Below are 20,131 nucleotides of genomic sequence, written 5' to 3' on the forward strand. Positions count from 1 at the left end.
CCCCTTTCCGCGCAGCGGCGCCGCGGCACGGCAGCACGGCGGCCATGAAGCGCCCATGAGGCATCCATGCCCGGGATGAGACAACACTGTCTCATATGCCCTATGGTTGTCTCATGGCTGTCGATCCTGAGCACATGCTGCGCGCCGCCGCCGCCCTGCTGACCCGCAATTCCACCGCGACGATGGACGAGGTCGCCAAGGCCGCCGGAATCAGCCGCGCCACGCTGCACCGGCACTTCGCCGGACGTGACGCCCTCGTCCGGGCGCTGGAGGAACTCGGCATCGCGGAGTGCGAGGCCGCCCTGGACGCGGCCCGGCTCGACGAGGGCACCGCGAGCGAGGCCGTACGCCGGCTGGTCGGTGCCATCGAGCCCGCCGCCGGGCTGCTCGCGTTCCTCTACACCGAGAACCAGCTCTTCGAGGGCGAGGAGCAGAACGCGGGCTGGACCAGGATCGACGACCGGATCTCCGCCCTGTTCCGGCGCGGCCAGCACAGCGGAGAGTTCCGCATCGACCTCACGCCCGCCTGGCTCACCGAGGCGCTGTACGGCCTGATGGCCTCCGGCGCCTGGCTGGTGCACAGCGGCAAAGGCGCACCCAAGGACTTCCAGCACATGATCGTCGAGCTGCTGCTCGGCGGCGCGGTCAGGAGAGAGGAATCATGACCAGCACCCTGCAGGCGGCGGACCGCACCGAGGCGGTGGAGCGTCCGGGCCGCTGGCTCGCGCTCGGCGTGCTCGTGCTCGCCGTGCTGCTGGTGGCCGTCGACGCGACCGTCCTCGGGCTCGCGACCCCCTACATCAGCGAGGACCTCAAGCCCTCCGGCACCCAGTTGCTGTGGATCGGCGACGTCTACTCGTTCGTCATCGCCGGCCTGCTGGTCTCCATGGGCAGCCTCGGCGACCGGATCGGCCGCAAGCGGATCCTGCTGGCCGGTGCCACGGCGTTCGGCGCGATATCCGTGTTCAACGCCTACGCCACGACCCCCGAGATGATGATCGTCGCGCGGGCGCTGCTCGGCGTCGCGGGCGCCACCCTGATGCCGGCCACGCTCGCCCTGATCCGCAACCTCTTCAACGACCCGCGCGAACGCAGCCTGGCCGTCGGCATCTGGGGCGCCACCGCCTCCGCCGGTACGGCCGTCGGCCCGATCGTCGGCGGGTTGCTGCTGGAGCACTTCTGGTGGGGCTCGGTCTTTCTCATCAACCTGCCCGTGATGGCCGTGCTGGTCGTCGTCGGGATCAAGCTGCTGCCCGAGTCGCGCACCGCGAACCCCGGCCCCTGGGACCTGGTCAGCGTCGTGCTGTCGCTGCTCGGCATGATCGGCGTGGTGTACGCGATCAAGGAGGCCGCCACCCACGGTTTCGCCTGGAGCACCCTGGCCGCGGGCCTGCTGGGCGCGGCGGCCCTGTACGGGTTCGTCCGCCGTCAGCTCAGGCTGCCGGTCCCGCTGCTGGACATGCGGCTGTTCCGCAACCGCGGCTTCAGCGGGGCGGTGCTGGCCGACCTGCTGACCATCCTCGGGCTGTCCGGGCTGGTGTTCTTCCTGTCCCAGTACCTGCAACTCGTGCAGGGCAGGCGTCCGTTCGAGGCCGGTCTGGCGGAACTGCCCGCGGCGGTCGGCGCGGTGGTGGCCGGACTGCTCGCGGGGCGTGCGGCCCGGCGTTTCTCGGTGCGGGCCGTCGTCGCCGGGGGCCTCGCGGCCATCGGCCTCGCGCTCGCCGCGCTCACCGTGCTCGGCCAGTCCACCGGCTACCCGCTGCTCGGGACCGCGCTGCTGGTGGTCGGCGTGGGCGCGGGATTCTCGTTCACGGTGACCGCCGACGTGATCCTCTCCAGCGTGCCCAAGGAGCAGGCGGGCTCCGCGTCCGCCGTCTCCGAGACGGCGTACGAACTCGGTGCCGCGCTCGGTATCGCCGCACTCGGCTCGATCGTGACCGGCGTCTACCGCGACTTCACCGGCCCCGCGGGTACACCCGCCGCGGCCCACGAGTCGCTGGGCGGCGCCGTCGAGGCGGCCGCAGGCATGCCCGCCCACAGCGCCGCGACGATGCTGGACGCGGCCCGCACGTCCTTCGTCGACGGTCTGGCCCTCGCGGCGGGCGTCGGAGCGGCGGTGCTCCTGGCGGCGGCGGTGGCGGCGTGGTTCCTGCTACGGGGCCAGAAGCTGGAAGGCGGCACAACGGAACACGCCTGAGGCCAGGCCCCTCAGGGGCGCGGTGAAACCGCGCGATCAACCCCCACAACCCGCGGCCCCCCACAACCCGCGGCCCCCCACAGCCCGCAGCCGCCCGCAGCCGTCCACCATCCCGGCCGCCCGAAGTCAGGCCCGCGCCCCGCGAACCTACGCCGCTTCCTTCGCCTTGCTCGCGTACATGTCCACGTACTCCTGCCCGGACAGCCGCATGACCTCGGTCATCACCGAGTCGGTCACCGCCCGCAGCACATAGCGGTCCCGGTCCATCCCCTCGTACCGGGAGAACTCCATCGCCTCACCGAACCGCACGGTGACCTTGCCGGGACGGGGGAGTCCCGCACCGCCCGGCTGCAGCTTGTCGGTGCCGATCATGGCGAAGGGCACGACGGGCGCACCCGTCATCAGGGTCAGCCGGGCGATGCCCGTCCGCCCCCGGTACAGGCGCCCGTCGGGCGACCGCGTCCCCTCCGGGTAGATCCCGAACATGCGGCCCTCCTCCAGCATGCGACGGCCGGTCATCAGCGCCGCGACACCACCCCGGCCGCCGTCGCGATCCACCGGGATCATGCCGACGCCCGTGAAGAACCAGGCCATCAGCCTGCCCTTGAGGCCCTTTCCGGTCACGTACTCGTCCTTGCCGATGAACACGACCTGACGGTCGCAGACCAGCGGCAGGATCATCGAGTCGATGAACGTCAGGTGGTTGCCGGCCAGGATGACCGGGCCAGTGCCCGGAATGTGCTCCGCACCCTCCACCTGTGGGCGGAACATCAGGCGCATGATCGGGCCGAGCACTGCCTTGATGAGCGCGAAGCGGGACAACGGACCCTCCGGTGTCAAGGGATTCTGTATGAGTCTGTGCAGGTGAGGACGATACTCGTGGCCCCGGGCATCGCGCACATCGGGCACGGCGACTTCACCGAGGCCTTACGCACGGTTGACGCGTGTTTACCTGCGGTGGCGCGCCGCCGACGAGGCGTAACGCGGCCGACACGATGTGACGCACATCGCCCGGGCACACCGCACACGTTCCCAGAACGGGCGGACCGAATCGAGCGGACGCGACGAACCGTCAACTCATCCTTCCCGCCGGTCACGACGACATCCGACATCACCCGCGTGTTCCGCCCGAGGTCTCCCACCGGTCATGTACGCGCCCCTACGATCAGCGCGCACTGACGAGCCGAACGGCAGGGAGGGCGCTCATGGGAACGCAGGAGTCGAACGAAGAATCGAGCGGTACCGGACGGTGGGCGTCGAACGAAGAAACGAGCGGTACCGGACGGCGGGCCCTGCTCGGCGCGGCGGTGCTGGGTGCCGGCGGCGCGGTCCTCGGCATGGCCGGCACGGCACGAGCCGACGGCGCCCGGCACGGCGGCGGCGTGCGGAGCCTGCCCAAGCCGACGATCATCGGCCACCGCGGGGCCAGCGGCTACCGCCCGGAGCACACCTTCGGTTCGTACCAGCTGGCCCTCGACATGGGTGCCGACATCATCGAGGCCGGCGACCTGGTGCCGACCAAGGACGGGCACCTGGTCTGCCGTCACGAGCCCGAGATCGGCGGCACCACGGACGTCGCCGACCACCCCGAGTTCGCCGGTCGCAAGAAGACCAAGCTGCTCGACGGCGTCTCCACCACCGGCTGGTTCACCGAGGACTTCACACTCGCCGAGCTGAAGACGCTGCGGGCGATCGAGCGCATCCCGGCCAACCGCCCGCACAACACCCTCTACAACGGCCGCTGGGAGATCCCCACCTTCGAGGAGGTCCTCAGGTGGCAGGACGAGCAGACCCGCAAGCGCGGCAAGCAGGTGTGGATCTACCCCGAGCTCAAGCACCCCACCTACTTCCGCAAGCAGGGCCTGCCACTGGAGGAGCGCGTCGCCAAGCTGCTGCGCAAGTACCGCAAGGACCGGCGCACCTCCCCGGTCATCCTCCAGTCCTTCGAGCCGACCAGCGTCCAGCGCCTGCACAAGCTCGTCGACAACCCGCTGGTCGTCCTGTTGTCCTCGGCCGAATCCCGTCCCTGGGACTTCGTCGAATCCGGCGACCCGCGCACGGTCGCCGACCTGGTCAAGCCGGCCGGCCTGCGGGAGATCGCCTCCTACGCGCGGGGCATCGGCCCGACCCTGGACCTGGTCATCCCGCGCGACGCCCAGGGCAACCTCACCCGGCCCACGAGGCTGGTCGCCGACGCGCACCGGGTGGGTCTGATCCTGCACCCGTACACCATGCGCAACGAGAACCCCTTCCTGCCCGCGAACTTCCGCAAGGGAACGGAGGCGGACGCCTATGGTGACGTCTTCGCCGCGTACCGGACGTACTTCGCGACCGGCATCGACGGCGTCTTCACCGACCAGCCCGACACGGGTCTGCTGGCCCGCGCGGACTTCAACGGCTGAGGGCGTCAACACCTGAGCTCACACCCCACGGACGAATGAGCTTCGGCTGCCCGGGCAACCCGACGCCCGGGCGGCCGCGTCGCTCCGCATATGACGCACGACCTGGTCACCGCCCTGCGCCCGCTGCTCACCGCCGAGGCCTCCGCTGAGGCGCATTCCACCGGAACCGAGCCCGGCGACCTGGAGCAGGCGGTCTGGCTCCGCCTGCTGGAACGCCTGGACGCCGAGGGTCCGCCGCTGGACCCCGAGGAGTGGCTTCGCCGCGCCGTCCGTTCCGAGGCGCGCCGCACCCGCCGTACCAGCCGTCTCGAACGGCCGTATGCCGGTGATCCGGTCGACGACGGCGGCCATGACCCCGAACAGCTCGCCCTCGCCGCCGCCCGTGGCCGGGCCCTGCGCGAGGCCGTGCGCCGCCTCCCCGGCCGCTGCCCCCGGCTGCTGGAGGCGCTGCTGTCGCCGAAGGACCTGACATACCGGGAAATCGCAGGGGAGTTGGGTATCTCACAGGGGAGTCTTGGCCCGGAACGCTCCAGATGTCTGGGATGTCTGAGGAGATTGCTCACGCCGGAGGTTGCGGCCCACTGAGGACGGGGATAGGAGTGGGGGACGACAGGTGATCAGATGAGCGGGAGGCGTGCGCACATGGGCATGAGCGTGACCATCTCTGCGGCGACCGAGCAGGACGCGGAGCAGATTTTCAGGCTGCAGTACCTGTGCTTCCAGACGGAGGCGGCGCTGTACGGGAACTACCGCATCGACCCGCTCGTCCAAACCCTCGACTCGGTCCGCGAGGAGGTCACCCGCGACTGCGTCTTCGTGGCCCGGCTCGGCGAGGAGGTCGTCGGCTCGGTCCGAGGCTCGGTCACCGAGGACGGTGCCGCCGCGATCGGCAAGCTCTGCGTGCACCCCCGCCTCCAGGGCCACGGCATCGGCGCCCGCCTCCTGCGAGCGGCCGAAGCGGCCCTCACCGACCGGCACGGCGCCACCCGCTTCCGCCTCCACACCGGCCACCGCAGCGAGAGCAACCTCCGTCTCTACCGCAAGGTCGGCTACGTCACGGTGGGCACGTCCCAGGGCGCCGACGGCGTACCGATGATCGTCCTCGAAAAGCCGGCCGACGCTTACGCGGCGACGGCTTGATCAACGCCGCTCCAGGGGAGCGGGATCGTGCCGATGTACGGCCCCGCCGCGTGGGCGCGATCGGCCACCCAGGGCCCGCGGCCGCCTGAGGCGTCTCAGGCGGCATCCTCCTGCGGCGCGCCCTTGCGCAGCCAGTAGATGGCGGACAGCGGCAAGAGCACGGGAATGAAGAGGTACCCCATCCCGAAGTCGGACCACACGGTCGCGTCCGGGAAGGCGGACGGATCGGCCAACGTCCAGGCCCCCACGGTCAGCACGCCCACCAGTTCCGCGACACAGCACACCAGCGCCGCTCGCCGGGCCGTCTCTCCACCCCGGACCAGCGAGTACGTGATGAACCCGTACACGACACCGGCCACCGCCGACAGCGAGTACGCCAGCGGCGCCCGGTCGAACTCCGTCGCGATCTGATACGCGGATCGCGACACCGCCCCCACGACCATCACGCCGTACAGCCACACCAGCAGCGTGCCCGGCCCGCTGGTCAGCCGCCGCCGACTCACCTCAGCCTCCCCAGATGTCATAGAGACGCACCTCCAGCACCGCCAGCACCACGCCGCCGGCGGCCACCGTCACCGAACCCCACCGGGTCCGCTCGGCCAGCGACATGAACCCCGCCGCCGGGACGCACGCGAACGCCCCCAGCAGATACGCCACGAAGATCGTCGTGCCCTGCTCCGGCTTCTGGCCCCGCGCCAGCAGCACGATCCCCACCACCAACTGGATCAGCGACAGCAGCGTGACCACGGCCATCCCGATGAAGTGCCAGTCCTTCGTCGGCTGGTCACGGTAGGCGGCCCAGCCGCACCAGGCGGCGAGCAGCAGCGCGGCGACGCCGGTCACCAGCGTCAGGGCATCAAGCATGCTGCGACCTTATTACGGCCGAAAAGGCCCGATGCTTCCGGCCCTGGCCTGCGCCGTAGGGTCGAGGGCATGACGATCCACGCCCAGGCCCTGCTGTTCGACAACGACGGAACCCTCGTCTCCTCCCTCGCCTCGGTGGACCGCTGCTGGACGCGGTGGGCCCGGGAGTACGGGATCACGGCCGAGGAGTTCGCACGCGTCGAGCTGCACGGCCGGCCGGCCGCCGAGATAGCCGCCGACCTGCTGCCCGCCGAGGTGGTGCCGCAGGCCGTCGCGCGGATCGAGGACCTGGAGGTGGACGACGTGCCGAACGGCGGTGTGCACCTGCTGCCGGGCACCCGCGACTTCCTCGACTCCCTGCCGGCCGACCGCTGGGCCGTCGTCACCTCCGCCACCCGGCGGCTCGCCGAGGCCCGCCTCGACGCCGTCGGCATCCTGCCCAAGACGCTCGTCGCCGCCGACGACATCACGCGCGGCAAGCCCGACCCCGAGCCCTACCTGCTCGCCGCCCGTGCGCTCGGCGTCGATCCGGCGCACTGCGTCGTCTTCGAGGACGCCCCCGCGGGCCTCACGGCCGGCCGCGCCGCCGGCATGACCACCGTGGCGTTGACCACAACCCACCAGGCCCGCGAACTCCACGCCGATCTGGTCGTCGAGAACCTGTCGGCCCTGTCCGTGCTGGTCACCGAGCAGGGCCTGGAGATCTCCCCACGCGGCTGAGCACGCAGCGGCTCCGTCCACCGCTGTCCGGCATGCGGACAGCGGAGGGCAGGTCAGGACCGTACGCATGTTTTACTGACGACATGACCACGACGAGCGACCGCATCCCCGCGACCGAGGCGACCATGACGCCCGGTGCTCGTTGTATGTGTCGAATGTGCGCCTTCTAGAGGGCCCCCGCACCACCCCCTGAGCTCGCGCCCCGAAGCGAGACGCGGCCCGTCCGCGCGCCCTGAGCGCCGCGTGACCCGAAGCCGCTCCGCGCACCTGTTCTCCCCGGTTCCACTCCCCAGCGAGAACCGTGTCGCGTCTGACCGAACGCACCTGTGCCCGGGCACACCCACGCCCGCGCACTCGACAGTGACGGAATCCCAGTGATCACCACCTCGGGCCTGACCAAGGTCTACCGTGCACGCGGCCGTGAGGTCACCGCCCTGGACGGCGTCGACCTGCACGTCCGCGAAGGCGAGGTGTACGGCGTCATCGGCCAGTCCGGCGCCGGCAAGTCCTCGCTCATCCGCTGCGTCAACCTGCTGGAACGCCCCACCTCCGGCACCGTGACCGTCGCCGGGCAGGACCTCACCGCCCTGGCCGGCCGCGGCCCGCGCGCCGGAAGGGAACTGCGCCGGGCGCGCAGCCGCATCGGCATGGTCTTCCAGCACTTCAACCTGCTGTCCTCCCGGACCGTCCAGGACAACGTCGAGCTGCCGCTGGAGATCCTCGGGACGTCCGGGCAGGAACGTTCCCGCAAGGCGCTGGAGCTGCTCGACCTGGTAGGCCTCGCCGACAAGGCCAAGGTCTACCCCGCGCAGCTCTCCGGCGGCCAGAAGCAGCGCGTCGGCATCGCCCGCGCCCTCGCCGGCGACCCGAAGGTGCTGCTGTCCGACGAGGCCACCAGCGCCCTCGACCCGGAGACCACCCGCTCCATCCTGGCGCTGCTGCGCGACCTCAACCGGCAGCTCGGCCTGACCGTCCTGCTCATCACCCACGAGATGGACGTCGTGAAGTCGGTCTGCGACTCGGCCGCCCTGATGGAGAACGGGCGCATCGTCGAGTCCGGCACGGTCACCGAGCTCCTCGCGACCCCCGGTTCCGAGCTCGCCGCCGCGCTGTTCCCGCTGGGCGGCGAGGCCACCGGCGAGGACCGCACCGTCGTCGACGTCACCTTCCAGGGCGAGAGCGCCACCCAGCCCGTCATCTCGCAGCTCGCCCGCACCTACAACATCGACATATCGATCCTCGGCGCCGCCATCGACACCGTCGGCGGCCTCCAGGTCGGCCGGATGCGCATCGAACTGCCCGGCCGCTACGAGGACAACGTCGTGCCCATCGGCTTCCTGCGCGAACAGGGCCTCCAGATCGACGTCCTGGGCCGCGAGTCCGAACCGGTGAAGGAGAGTGCCAAGTGACCTGGTCCGAGATGCGGCCCCTGCTGGAGCAGGCGTGTGGGGACACGCTCTACATGGTCGGCTGGTCCACGCTCATCGCCGTCGTCGGCGGACTGCCGCTCGGCATCCTGCTGGTCCTGACCGACCGAGGCGGCCTGCTGCAGAACCTCGCCGCCAACAAGGTCATCGGGCAGGTCGTGAACATCGCCCGCTCCCTGCCGTTCATCATCCTGATGGTCGCGCTGATGGGCTTCACCCGCTCGATCACGGGGACGACCATCGGCGTCGAGGCCGCCATCGTGCCGCTCGCCGTCGGTGCCATCCCGTTCTTCGCGCGCCTGGTCGAGACGGCCGTCCGCGAAGTGGACCACGGGCTCGTCGAGGCCGCGCAGTCCATGGGCGGCAACACCTGGACCGTCGTCCGCAAGGTCCTCGTCCCCGAGTCGCTGCCGTCGCTGATCTCCAGCACCACCACCACGATCGTCGCCCTCATCGGCTACTCGGCCATGGCGGGCACCGTCGGCGCCGGAGGCCTCGGCGACATCGCCATCCGCTACGGCTACCAGCGCTTCGAAACGCAGCTGATGTGGATCACCGTCGCGATCCTCGCCGTCGTCATCTCGGTCATCCAGTTCGCCGGCGACTACGCGGCCCGCTCCCTGCACCGCCGCGGCGCCCACTCGGGCCCCGCCCCCAAACTGCGGCTACTCAAAGCCGCCTCGTGAACCCCCCGTTCACCCACAACGGGGTCGTACCACCCGCAAGGCCATAAGGAAAGGCACTTTTCGTGCGTAACACCGCCAAGATCACCACCGCTGTCCTCGCCGCCGGAGCCCTCACCCTCGGGCTCAGCGCCTGCGGCACGGGCAAGGACGCTTCCGACACCTCCGGCCCGCTCGTCGTCGCCGCCAGCTCCGTCCCGCACGCCGAGATCCTCACCTTCGTCAAGGACAACCTGGCGAAGAAGGAGGGCCTCGACATGCAGATCAAGGAGTTCACCGACTACGTCACGCCGAACACGGCGACGCAGGACGGCTCCGTCGGCGCCAACTACTTCCAGAACAAGCCCTACCTCGACGACTTCAACAAGAAGAACGGCACCGACATCGTGCCCGTCGTCACGGTCCACCTGGAGCCGCTCGGCCTCTACTCTCACAAGGTCGAGAAGGCCGACGACCTGAAGAGCGGTGCGACCGTCGCCATCCCGAACGACACGGTCAACGAGGCCCGCGCCCTCAAGCTCCTCGCCGCCGACGGGCTCATCGCCCTCAAGGCCGGCGTCGGCAACGAGGCGACCCCCTCCGACATCACCGAGAACCCCAAGAACCTGAAGTTCAAGGAACTGGAGGCGGCCCAGACGCCGCGCTCCCTCGACGACGTGGACGCCGCCGTGATCAACGGCAACTACGCCATCGAGTCCGACCTCAAGCCGTCCGAGGACGCCCTCGTCCTGGAGTCCCCGAAGAACAACCCCTACGGCAACTTCCTCGCCGTGAAGAAGGGCAACGAGGACGACCCGCGCGTGAAGAAGCTCGCCAAGCTCCTCACCTCGCCCGAGGTGAAGAAGTTCATCCAGGACGAGTACGCCGGCTCCGTGCTCGCCTCCTTCTGAGCCCACGTCCGGCACCCGCGCACCCGGGGTCCTCCCTCATCCGGTGGGGGAGGGCCCCATGATGCGGATGAGTGCTTTCATGCTGCATGCTGGGCAGTTCAGCATGCCCTGAAGGTTCACCGAAGGTTACGGAGCGGCGGATGACGAGCACCTTCCCCAACATCTCCATCAGCACGGAGCGGTTGGTGCTGCGTCCCCTCGACGAAGACGACGTCGTCGCCCTGGCCGCGATGATGAACGACGAACAGGTGGCGGCCTGGACCTCCGTCCCCCAGCCGTTCACCGAAAGCGGCGCCCGCACCTGGATCACCGAGTACGCCCCCGCGCAGCGCACCGAGGGACACGGAATCGACTTCGCCGTCACCGAGTTCCTCACCCAGCGCCTGGTGGGCGTCATCCAGCTCGGCAAGACCAACTGGCACGTACGCTCCACCGAACTGTCGTACATCATCGCCCCCTGGGCCCGCGGTGAGGGCTACGCCTCCGAGGCCGCCCTGGCCACCGCCCAATGGCTCCTGGGGGACCAGAAGTTCGAGCGCATCGAACTGCGCACGGCGGCCGACAACACCGCCTCCCAGCAGGTCGCCCAGAAGATCGGCTGTATCAGCGAGGGCGTGCTGCGCAACGCCTGTATAGCCCGGGCCCGTGCCGAGGACGGCACCTGGACCGACGTACGCACCGACTTCATCGTCTGGAGCCTGCTCCCCGAGGACCTGGAAGGCGTGGGCGACCAGCTCCGCGACGGCTTCACCTCCTTCGGCGACTGGAACTAGGCCGGAACCACCCGCAGGACGGCGGTGACGACCACACCGGCGCTCCCTCCGACACCTCCACCGGGTACCCTCACGGAGCCCGCTCACGGGCCGCTTCCCCCGACGTTACGCAGACGACCTGCGCAAACCCCTGGAGACTGACGACGATGGCCGACCGGGTCACGGTGATCGGATGGGACGGTTCGCCGCTGACCGCCGCGGCGAGCGCCGCCCTGGGTGCCGCCACGCTCGTGGCCGGTGCCCCCCACCACCTGGCGCTCCCCGAGGTTCCCGTCGGCGCCGAGCGCATCCGCCTCGGCAGTGTCGCCCTCGCCGCCCGCCGCATCGCCGGCCACCGCGGCACGGCCGTCGTGCTCGCCGACGGCGACCCCGGCTTCTTCGGCGTGGTACGCACCCTGCGCGCCCCGGAGTTCGGCCTCGAAGTGGAGGTCGTGCCCGCCGTCTCCTCCGTCGCCGCCGCCTTCGCCCGCGCGGGCATGCCCTGGGACGACGCACAGGTGGTCGTCGCACACCCCCGCACGCTGCGCCGCGCGGTGAACGCATGCCGCGCCCACACCAAGGTGGCAGTCCTCACCTCACCCGGCGCCGGCCCGGCCGAACTCGGCCTGCTTCTCGAAGGAGTCCACCGCTCCTTCGTCGTCTGCGAGGAACTGGGCACCGCGCGCGAACGCGTCTCCGTCGTCACCTCCGACAAGGCCGCCGACCACACCTGGCGCGACCCCAACGTCGTCATCGTCCTCGGCGGCCCGGCCCGGCCCGGCACCGCGGGGGAGGCCGGCGGCTGGATCTCCGGCCGCGACCCGTCCGCCGGACCGCGCGGCTGGACCCTGCCCGCCGACGCCCACGGCGCCGACCTCGGTGAGGGCGAGACCCAGCTGCTGCGCGCCTCCCAACTCGCCCACCTGGGGCCCCGCCTCGGCGACCTGGTGTGGGACATCGGCTGCGGCAGCGGCGCCTTCGCCATCGAGGCGGCCCGCGCCGGCGCCGCAGTCCTCGCCGTCGACGGCGACCGGGACGCCTGCGCCCGCACCGACGCCGCGGCCCGCCGTCTCGGCGTGCAGCTCCAGATCGTGCACGGCACCGCCCCGCACATCCTGGAGAACCTCCCCGAACCGGACGTCGTCCGCGTCGGCGGCGGGGGAGCGGCCGTCGTCTCGGCGGTCGCCGACCGCCGCCCGCAGCGCATCGTCACACACGCCGCCACCCGCGACGCCGCCGAACTCATCGGCCGCGACCTGACCGAGCACGGCTACGGCGTCGAGTGCGCCCTGCTGCAGTCCGTCGAACTCGACACCCGGGCCTGGACGGAGAAGGAACGGAGCGTCGCGTTCCTGCTCAGCGGCGTGCTCCCGCGGCGCGGCGCCTGACCCGGCCGACGTCCCCGTGATCGGGTTGTCGTACCGCGCGCGGTAGGCTGGCCGATCGCTGCACCGCACATGGACGCCCGGCGCTTCGTCGGTCAATGTCCGGAAAACCCGCCCGTTTTGGGGGGTGTGTGGTACGGCAGAACCGGGGGACGCGCAACGTGGCGCAGTCCACAGCGGAACCGTCGCGGATCAAGCTGCCGTGGGGGTGGTTCGACCGCGACAATGCCACTGAAGGGCTTTGTCGCCTTTTCCGGACGGACCGTTCGTGCCGCTGGGGACGCACGCTCGTTCTTCACTGCGGGGCGGTCGGTGCGCCGTTCCGGGCGAGCTGGTCGTAGGAGCACTAACCGATGGGCGAGGGGTACGCATGACCGACACCGGCCAGGTCCCGGGCGAGGGACTGCCGGAGAGCGCAGGCATGGTGGAGCAGCCGGGCGCCCCCGCGCACGGTGCGTACACCTACCTCTCCGAAAACACCGTCGAGGACGAAGACCTGCTTCTCCTGCCGGGCGCCCAGGGCGCCTGGGGCAACGAGGTCCCTCCGCCCGCCCCGGAGCCGGTCCTCGAGACCGTGCACCAGCCGGGCCCGCACGAGATCTCCGGCCGCGACAGCGGATCGGTCGACCTCGGAGGCGTCCGCCTGCCCGACCCGCCGCCGATCCCGCCCATCACCCCGCGTCGGCCGCTGCACCTCGGCCCCCCGCTGCCCGACAGCTCCACCAGCCCGGTCCGCTCCCTCGCCGACCGCGGCCCCGCTGACGCGCCCGTACGACAGCCGGCGCCCTCCCCGGCGGGCCCCGAGTACCTCGACGGTCCCCGCGCCCCCGAGACACCCTCGGCTCCCGCCGCGCCCTGGAGCGCGCAGGTCACGCACCCGGCCCAGGTGAGCGCCGGGGCGGCGCCTGCGGAAACGGTTGTTCCGGCGACGGAACCGATGGGCACCGCCCAGGCGGTCGCGACCCCCGCGACGATGCTCATGGAGGGCATGAGCGTCGGGGAAGACCCGGTCGGCGCGGGCGCCGACCCGGCAGAGCACCGGACGGCCACCGCCGAGGACGGTCAGGCCGCCCCCGCGGCGGTCGCGGGCGACCCGGTGGGGATGGGTGTGGGAGCGTCGGAGGGGCCGGCCGCCGCGTCCGAAACCGGACACCTCCCTGCGGCCGAACCCGCCGTCGCGGGTGACCCCGCCGGTGCGAGTACCGGTCCGGACGCGGACCGGACGGCCGCCGCCGCCGAGCACGTCGTGGCCGCTCAGGCACAGGACCCCACCGGCACGGGTGCCCTCCCGGCGGAGGCCGCCCCCGAAACCGCCCGGGCGGCCGGGGCCGAACACGCCGTTCCCCAGCAGGGCGTGGTCGTCGAGGGTGACGCCGCCGGTGTCACGGTTGGTGCGGACGCCGTCCAGGTGGCCGAGGCCGGAGCCGTAGCGGCTCCGGGAGCCGAGATGCCGCCGGCTGCGGAGTCGGCGCCGGTGGCGGAGGACGCCTCCGAGGGCGCCGGGAATTCAGGGCCGGAGGCGGCAGGCGAACAGGCCTCCTCGGCCGGGCAGGTGGCCGCGGTCGAACAGCTTGAGCCGGTCGGGCCTGTGGCCGTAGGCGAACAGGCTCAGTCGGCCGGGCCTGTCGCCGCAGCCGAACAGGCCACGTCGGCCGCCGCCGAGCAGGCCGAGGCCCCGGCTCCCGCCCCGGAGGCCGGCCGGGTTCCCGAAGCGGTCCCGTTCCCGGAGGCCTCCTCCGGTCCGGAGCATGCCGTCGGGAATCCGTCCGAGGCCGCCGGTGCGCAGGCCACCGCCCCGGTACCGGACGGAGTGGCATCTGACGCCGTCGCTCACCCGCCGGTGGCGGCCCCCGAGGCCGTTGCGCAGACGCCGGCAGCGGACGCTGCCCCCGAGGCTGCCGGGCCGGTTCCTGACGCTACCGCTCCCGTGGCCGCTGCACCGGTTCCGGACGCCACCGCCGAGGCTGCCGCACCGGTTCCGACGGCGACCGCCGCCGAGGCGGCTGCACCCACCCCGGACGCCACCGCCTCCGTCGCCCCTGAGGTTGCCGCCCCGGTCCCGGAAGCCACCGCCGTCGCCGCACCGGGCCCGGACGCCGCCCCTGACGCTGCCGCACAGGTTCCGCAAGCCGCCGCCCCGGAGGCGCAGGCTCCCGTACCCGCCCCGGGTGTGACCGCTCCCGAGGCGGGCGCACCTATCCGTCACGCCACCGCCTCCGTCGCCCCCGAGGCTGCCGCACCCGGGCAGGCACTCCCCGCCGAAGAGCCCGCTCCTCAGACTCCGGCGGCATCCGACGGCGTGTCGAGTGCACGGCAGTCGGAGGTGACGGCCCCTCAGCCCCCTGCTCCCGGCGTCGAAGCACCCGGCCAGGTCGCCGCGGCCCCGGCCTCTGCGCCGGAGTCGGACGGCGGGGAAGCGGCCGCTCCCTCCGCCGAGGCAGCCCCCCCGGCTCCCGCCCCGACCCCGGTCGCCGACACCGTCCTGCCCGCCGACGCACCCGCTCCCGCCGCGCCCGAGACCGCGCAGGAGACCGCCTCGCAAGCCCACGCCCCGGCTCAGCCCCCCGCGGCGACGGCCCCTGACGAGGCCCTGGCCCCCGGCGAGCCCCCGGTCCCGGGCGATGCCCCGGCCCCCCTACCGCCTCAGGCACCGGAGGCCCCGGTGACCGATCCCGCCGCCGACGCAGCGGTCCCGGCTGACGCCCCCGAGGCGATCGCGGCCGCCCCCGCCGCCGGACCCGTGGCGCCCGACCCGGCCCCCGGCACCCCGGCACCCGCCGAGGACGTCACCGTCGTACTCCCGGCCCCCGCCGCCGCCCCGGTCGCGGACGAGTCGGCCGGGCAGCCCGTGCAAGGCCCGCAGCAGTCCCTGCCGACGCCGCCCGAGACGCTGGAGCCCCCCGCACCCATGACCACCGTCCCGGCACCCCGCGACGCGGACGCCGAACTCGCACAGAACGCCGACGACCTGGACACCCGGGCCGCCGAACAGGAAGACCTGGCCGACCAGGAACGCCGAGAAGAGAGCGCGGCCGCAGTGGCAGAAGCCCGACAGTCCACCGGCCCCCCCGCCCCCGGCTACGACCCCGCCGAGCGCGAGGCCGTCCTGAAGGTCATGCGCGAACGCCGCGACATCCGCAACGGCTTCCGCAGCGACCCGATCCCGCACGAGGTGCTTCTGCGAGTCCTGGAGGCCGCCCACCACGCGCCCTCCGTGGGCCACTCGCAGCCGTGGGACTTCGTCGTCATCCGCTCCGCCGACACCCGGCGGGCGATGCACGAACTGGCCATGCGCCAGCGTGACGCCTACGCGAAGTCCCTTCCCAAGGGCCGGGCGAAGCAGTTCAAGGAACTGAAGATCGAGGCCATCCTCGACACCCCGGTGAACATCGTCGTCACCGCCGACCCGACCCGCGGTGGCCGCCACACCCTCGGCCGCCACACCCAGCCCCAGATGGCCCCGTACTCCGCCGCCCTGGCCGTGGAGAACCTCTGGCTCGCCGCCCGCGCCGAAGGCCTCGGCGTCGGCTGGGTCAGCTTCTTCGACGAGCGCGAGATGGTCCGCGCCCTCGGCCTGCCCGAGCACCTCGAGATCATCGCCTACCTGTGCGTCGGCTACGTCGACGAATTCCCGGACGAGCCCGAGCTGTTGCAGGCCGGCTGGTCCAAGCGCCGCCCGCTGTCCTGGGTCGTGCACGAAGAGACATACGGCCGCCGTGCCCTGCCCGGAGAGGAACCCCACGACCTGCTCGCCGAGACCGTCGCGCAGATTCGCCCGCTGGACGCCAAGGCGCTCGGCGAGGCGTGGGAGCGCCAGAAGCGTATGACCAAGCCGGCCGGTGCGCTGGGCATGCTGGAGATCATCTCCGCGCAGCTGTCCGGCCTGTCCCGCCAGTGCCCGCCGCCCATCCCGGAGCCCGCCGCCGTCGCCATCTTCGCGGGTGATCACGGTGTGCACGCCCAGGGCGTCACCCCCTGGCCGCAGGAGGTCACGGCCCAGATGGTGGCCAACTTCCTCGGCGGAGGTGCCGTCTGCAACGCCTTCGCCACCCAGGTCGGCGCCGAGGTCTGCATCGTGGACGTCGGCGTCGCCGCCGACCTGCCGGCCACCCCGGGCCTGCTGCCGCGCAAGATCCGCGGCGGTACGTCCGACATGACGACCGGGCCGGCGATGACGCGCGAGGAGGCCAGGCAGGCCATCGAGGTCGGCATCGAAACCGCCCGCGACCTGGTCGCCGCCGGCAACAAGGCCCTGCTGACCGGTGAGATGGGTATCGCGAACACCACCACGTCCGCCGCCCTGATCGCCGTCTTCACGGGTGCGGACCCGGCCGAGGTCACGGGCCGGGGCACCGGCATCAACGACGAGACCCTCGCCCGCAAGACCGAGGTCGTGCGCCGAGCCCTGGAACTCCACCAGCCGGACCCGGCCGACCCGATCGGCGTGCTCGCCGCGATCGGCGGCTTCGAGCACGCGGCCATCGTCGGCCTCCTCCTCGGCGGCGCCTCCCTGCGGACGCCGGTCATCCTGGACGGCGTCAGCGCCGGGGCCGCCGCCCTGGTCGCCCGCGCGATCGCCCCGGAGGTCCTGGCCGCGTGCATCGCGGGCCACCGCAGCGCCGAGCCGGGCCATGTCGCGGCCCTGAACAAGCTGGGCCTGCGGCCCCTGGTCGACCTCGACCTCCGCCTCGGCGAGGGCACTGGCGCCCTGCTCGCCCTCCCGCTGGTGCAGAGCACGGCCCGGGCGATGCACGAGGTGGCGACGTTCGACTCGGCGGGAGTGACGGAGAAGTAGGGCTTTTCGTCGTCCGCGTGGGCCGGCGGGCGGGCGTTCCGCAGGACGGGGCGCCCGCCCGCCGCCCGCCCACCGGCGCGGGGTCCCGGTGCCCAGCCGGCGGACCACCCGAGCCGCCCTCACCCCTGCCCAGTAAAATCCGCACGTCAGGGCACTGAACACCGCCGCAACAGGAGCCGCACCTCATGGCCGAACACCCCGCCTACCCCGTAGGCCTCCGTCTCACCGGCCGCCGCGTGGTCGTCCTCGGCGGCGGCCAGGTCGCCCAGCGCCGCCTTCCGGCCCTGATCGCGGCGGGCGCGGACGTCCTCCTCGTGTCTCCCGAGGCCACCCCCTCCGTCGAGGCGATGGCGGACGCCGGCGAGATCACCTGGGAGCGGCGCCCGTACGCGGAGGGCGACCTCGCGGACGCCTGGTACGCCCTGATCGCCACCAACGATGCCGAGGCCAACACCGCGGCCTCGGCCGAGGCGGAGCGCCACCGCGTGTGGTGCGTCCGCTCCGACGACGCCGACCGGGCGACGGCCTGGACCCCGGCCACCGGTCACAGCGAGGGCGTCACGGTCGCCGTCCTCACCACCGACGCCAAGGGCCGCGACCCCCGCCACACCGCCGCCATCCGCGACGCGGTCGTCGAGGGCCTGCGCGACGGCACCCTCGTCGCCCCGCACCACCGCACCCGCACTCCCGGGGTGGCCCTGGTCGGCGGCGGCCCCGGCGACCCGGACCTGATCACCGTGCGCGGCCGTCGGCTGCTCGCCGAGGCCGACGTGGTCATCACCGACCACCTCGGCCCGCGCGACCTGCTCGCCGAACTGTCCCCGGGCGTCGAGGTGATCGACGCGGCAAAGCTGCCCTTCGGCAGGTTCATGGCCCAGGAAGCGATCAACGACGCCCTGATCGAGCACGCGCGCAAGGGTAGGTCGGTCGTCCGGCTCAAGGGCGGCGACCCCTTCGTCTACGGGCGCGGCATGGAGGAGGTCCAGGCGCTGGCCGAGGCCGGCATCCCGTGCACGGTCGTGCCCGGCATCTCCAGCTCCATCTCCGTCCCGGGAGCCGCCGGCATCCCGGTCACCCACCGGGGCGTCGCCCACGAGTTCACCGTGGTCAGCGGCCACATCGCCCCCGACGACGAGCGCTCCCTGGTCGACTGGCCGTCCCTGGCCAAGCTGACCGGCACCCTGGTGATCCTCATGGGCGTCAGCACGATCGGCAAGGTCGCCGAGACGCTCATCGCACACGGCAAGTCCCCGGACGCGCCGGTCGCCCTGGTCCAGGAAGGCACGACGGCCGGCCAGCGCCGTGTCGACGCCACCCTCGAGACGGTCGCGGAGACCGTACGGAGCGAGGACGTGAAGCCCCCGGCCGTCATCGTCATCGGCGATGTCGTGAAGGTCGGCCCCGAGACTCCCGCACCCCGCAAGTAACCTCGGGTAACACAACCTGTAACCAGCCGTTGGCACCGCACCCAGGACAAGGCAGTATCACCCTGTGGCCGATCTCATCACCGTCGAGGACCCCGACGACCCGCGTCTGCGCGACTACACCGGCCTGACCGACGTGGAACTGCGCCGCAAGCGCGAACCCGCCGAGGGCCTGTTCATCGCCGAGGGCGAGAAGGTCATCAGAAGGGCCAAGGAAGCCGGCTACGAGATGCGCTCCATGCTGCTCTCGGCCAAGTGGGTCGATGTCATGCGCGACGTCATCGACGAACTCCCGGCCCCGGTCTACGCCGTCAGCCCGGAGCTCGCCGAGCAGGTCACGGGCTACCACGTGCACCGCGGCGCACTCGCCTCCATGCAGCGCAAACCCCTGCCCACGGCCGCCGGTCTCCTCGGAGCCGCCCGCCGCGTCGTCGTCATGGAGTCGGTCAACGACCACACCAACATCGGCGCGATCTTCCGCTCCGCCGCCGCCCTCGGCATGGACGCCGTCCTGCTCTCGCCGGACTGCGCCGACCCCTTGTACCGCCGCAGCGTGAAGGTCTCCATGGGTGCGGTCTTCTCCGTGCCGTACGCCCGTCTGGACACCTGGCCCAAGGGCCTGGAGTCGGTCCGCGAGGCGGGCTTCACCCTCCTCGCCCTCACCCCCGACGAGAAGGCCCGAGCCCTCGACGAGGCAGCGCCGCACACCATGGACCGCGTGGCCCTCATGCTCGGCGCCGAGGGCGACGGTCTGTCCACCCAGGCCCTGGTCGCCGCCGACGAGTGGGTCCGCATCCCCATGTCCCACGGCGTCGACTCCCTCAACGTGGGCGCGGCGGCGGCCGTGGCCTTCTACGCCGTGGCCACCGGCCGGCCACAGGTCTAGGGGCCGGTGTGGAGCAGCGCGAGGCCGTCGTCGCCGTTCTCCTGCGCGGTGACCGCCTCCTCGCCGTGCGGCGCGGACCGGCGGTCGTCCGCCCCGGCTACTGGCAGCCCGTCAGTGGCAAGGTCGAGCCGGGGGAGAGTCAGGAGCAGGCGGTCGTCCGGGAGGTGCGCGAGGAGGTCGGCCTCACCGTCGTGCCGGAGACGAAGGTCTGGGAGTCGGAAACCGACGACCGCCGCTTCCGTCTCCACTGGTGGACCGCCCGCGCGGACACCGGCGAGGTGGTCCCCGACCCACGCGAGGTCGCCGAGACCCGCTGGGTCACCCCCCGGGAGTTCCTCGCCCTGGACCCGGTCTTCGACGGCGACCGCGCGTTCTTCGAACAAATCCTGCCGCAGCTGTAACCCCCCACTGACCAGCCGACCATCGGCCCACACCGGAGCCCTTCGGCATGGAGTCCTGCCGGTCTGAAGCCTGACGGGCCATCGCCCTTCGGTCTGACGCCCTAGGCCGCTTCTGATGGATCTCCGTGGGAGAAGGAGCGGCGTTCGGTGCGTGCTCTGGGGGTC

General features: G+C 72.2%; 18 protein-coding genes. 15 read left to right on the forward strand and 3 right to left on the reverse strand.

The genetic code is table 11. The features are described 5' to 3' along the window. Positions 1-113: 113 nt before the first annotated feature. Positions 114-665 (forward strand): TetR/AcrR family transcriptional regulator, encoded by a 552-nt coding sequence (locus QNO09_RS21420; protein ID WP_283971827.1) that lies wholly within the window; start codon positions 114-116, stop codon positions 663-665. Next, on the forward strand, positions 662-2,197 hold the full coding sequence (locus QNO09_RS21425) for an MFS transporter (RefSeq protein WP_283971828.1): 1,536 nt from the start codon (positions 662-664) through the stop codon (positions 2,195-2,197). The genes QNO09_RS21420 and QNO09_RS21425 overlap by 4 nt, the downstream gene beginning before the upstream one ends. A gap of 147 nt (positions 2,198-2,344) precedes the next feature. Here the strand turns inward: QNO09_RS21425 and QNO09_RS21430 are convergent, their stop codons facing one another. Then, the gene (locus QNO09_RS21430) at positions 2,345-3,019 is read right to left on the reverse strand and encodes a lysophospholipid acyltransferase family protein (protein ID WP_283971829.1); all 675 of its coding nucleotides are present in this window, start codon (positions 3,017-3,019) and stop codon (positions 2,345-2,347) included. A gap of 383 nt (positions 3,020-3,402) precedes the next feature. Here QNO09_RS21430 and QNO09_RS21435 point away from each other — a divergent pair, with 383 nt between their 5' ends. From QNO09_RS21435 to QNO09_RS21445, 3 genes are all read left to right on the forward strand, one after another. Next, on the forward strand, positions 3,403-4,599 hold the full coding sequence (locus tag QNO09_RS21435; RefSeq protein WP_283971830.1) for a glycerophosphodiester phosphodiesterase: 1,197 nt from the start codon (positions 3,403-3,405) through the stop codon (positions 4,597-4,599). A gap of 90 nt (positions 4,600-4,689) precedes the next feature. Then, positions 4,690-5,184 carry an RNA polymerase sigma factor gene (locus QNO09_RS21440; RefSeq protein WP_283971831.1) on the forward strand — a complete coding sequence of 165 codons (495 nt, stop codon included), beginning with the start codon at positions 4,690-4,692 and terminating at the stop codon, positions 5,182-5,184. 57 nt (positions 5,185-5,241) lie between these two features. Beyond that, positions 5,242-5,739, forward strand: a complete 498-nt coding sequence (locus QNO09_RS21445) for a GNAT family N-acetyltransferase (protein WP_283971853.1) — start codon at positions 5,242-5,244, stop codon at positions 5,737-5,739. A 95-nt stretch (positions 5,740-5,834) separates the two neighbouring features. On the opposite strand, the gene QNO09_RS21450 is transcribed toward QNO09_RS21445, so the two are convergent. Both QNO09_RS21450 and QNO09_RS21455 read right to left on the reverse strand, forming a co-directional pair. After that, on the reverse strand, positions 5,835-6,263 hold the full coding sequence (locus QNO09_RS21450) for a hypothetical protein (RefSeq protein ID WP_283971832.1): 429 nt from the start codon (positions 6,261-6,263) through the stop codon (positions 5,835-5,837). Continuing rightward, positions 6,244-6,603, reverse strand: coding sequence for a hypothetical protein (locus tag QNO09_RS21455; protein ID WP_283971833.1), 360 nt, complete (start codon positions 6,601-6,603; stop codon positions 6,244-6,246). The genes QNO09_RS21450 and QNO09_RS21455 overlap by 20 nt, the downstream gene beginning before the upstream one ends. A 69-nt stretch (positions 6,604-6,672) precedes the next feature. Here QNO09_RS21455 and QNO09_RS21460 point away from each other — a divergent pair, with 69 nt between their 5' ends. From QNO09_RS21460 to QNO09_RS21505, 10 genes are all read left to right on the forward strand, one after another. After that, complete coding sequence (locus tag QNO09_RS21460) at positions 6,673-7,323, forward strand: HAD family hydrolase (protein ID WP_283971834.1); 651 nt, start codon at positions 6,673-6,675, stop codon at positions 7,321-7,323. A 374-nt stretch (positions 7,324-7,697) separates the two neighbouring features. Beyond that, positions 7,698-8,732: a methionine ABC transporter ATP-binding protein gene (locus QNO09_RS21465; protein ID WP_283971835.1), complete on the forward strand. Its 1,035-nt coding sequence runs from the start codon at positions 7,698-7,700 to the stop codon at positions 8,730-8,732. Next, complete coding sequence (locus QNO09_RS21470; RefSeq protein WP_283971836.1) at positions 8,729-9,436, forward strand: methionine ABC transporter permease; 708 nt, start codon at positions 8,729-8,731, stop codon at positions 9,434-9,436. The genes QNO09_RS21465 and QNO09_RS21470 overlap by 4 nt, the downstream gene beginning before the upstream one ends. 62 nt (positions 9,437-9,498) lie before the next feature. Continuing rightward, positions 9,499-10,323, forward strand: a complete 825-nt coding sequence (locus QNO09_RS21475; protein WP_283971837.1) for a MetQ/NlpA family ABC transporter substrate-binding protein — start codon at positions 9,499-9,501, stop codon at positions 10,321-10,323. Positions 10,324-10,463: 140 nt separating this feature from the next. Then, the gene (locus QNO09_RS21480; RefSeq protein WP_283971838.1) at positions 10,464-11,096 is read left to right on the forward strand and encodes a GNAT family N-acetyltransferase; all 633 of its coding nucleotides are present in this window, start codon (positions 10,464-10,466) and stop codon (positions 11,094-11,096) included. A 146-nt stretch (positions 11,097-11,242) separates the two neighbouring features. Next, entirely contained in the window at positions 11,243-12,463 is a 1,221-nt protein-coding gene (cbiE, locus tag QNO09_RS21485) for a precorrin-6y C5,15-methyltransferase (decarboxylating) subunit CbiE (RefSeq protein WP_283971839.1), read from the forward strand. Between the two features lie 367 nt (positions 12,464-12,830). Continuing rightward, positions 12,831-17,255, forward strand: coding sequence for a nicotinate-nucleotide--dimethylbenzimidazole phosphoribosyltransferase (gene cobT / locus QNO09_RS21490; RefSeq protein WP_283971840.1), 4,425 nt, complete (start codon positions 12,831-12,833; stop codon positions 17,253-17,255). Positions 17,256-17,440: 185 nt separating this feature from the next. Next, on the forward strand, positions 17,441-18,682 hold the full coding sequence (gene cobA / locus QNO09_RS21495; RefSeq protein WP_283971841.1) for a uroporphyrinogen-III C-methyltransferase: 1,242 nt from the start codon (positions 17,441-17,443) through the stop codon (positions 18,680-18,682). A gap of 64 nt (positions 18,683-18,746) precedes the next feature. Further along, the gene (locus QNO09_RS21500) at positions 18,747-19,565 is read left to right on the forward strand and encodes a TrmH family RNA methyltransferase (protein ID WP_283971842.1); all 819 of its coding nucleotides are present in this window, start codon (positions 18,747-18,749) and stop codon (positions 19,563-19,565) included. A gap of 8 nt (positions 19,566-19,573) precedes the next feature. Next, positions 19,574-19,966: an NUDIX domain-containing protein gene (locus QNO09_RS21505; RefSeq protein WP_283971843.1), complete on the forward strand. Its 393-nt coding sequence runs from the start codon at positions 19,574-19,576 to the stop codon at positions 19,964-19,966. Positions 19,967-20,131: the final 165 nt, after the last annotated feature.

It is taken from the genome of Streptomyces sp. 378 (assembly GCF_030124145.1).
In the GTDB taxonomy this organism is placed as follows: Bacteria; Actinomycetota; Actinomycetes; order Streptomycetales; family Streptomycetaceae; genus Streptomyces.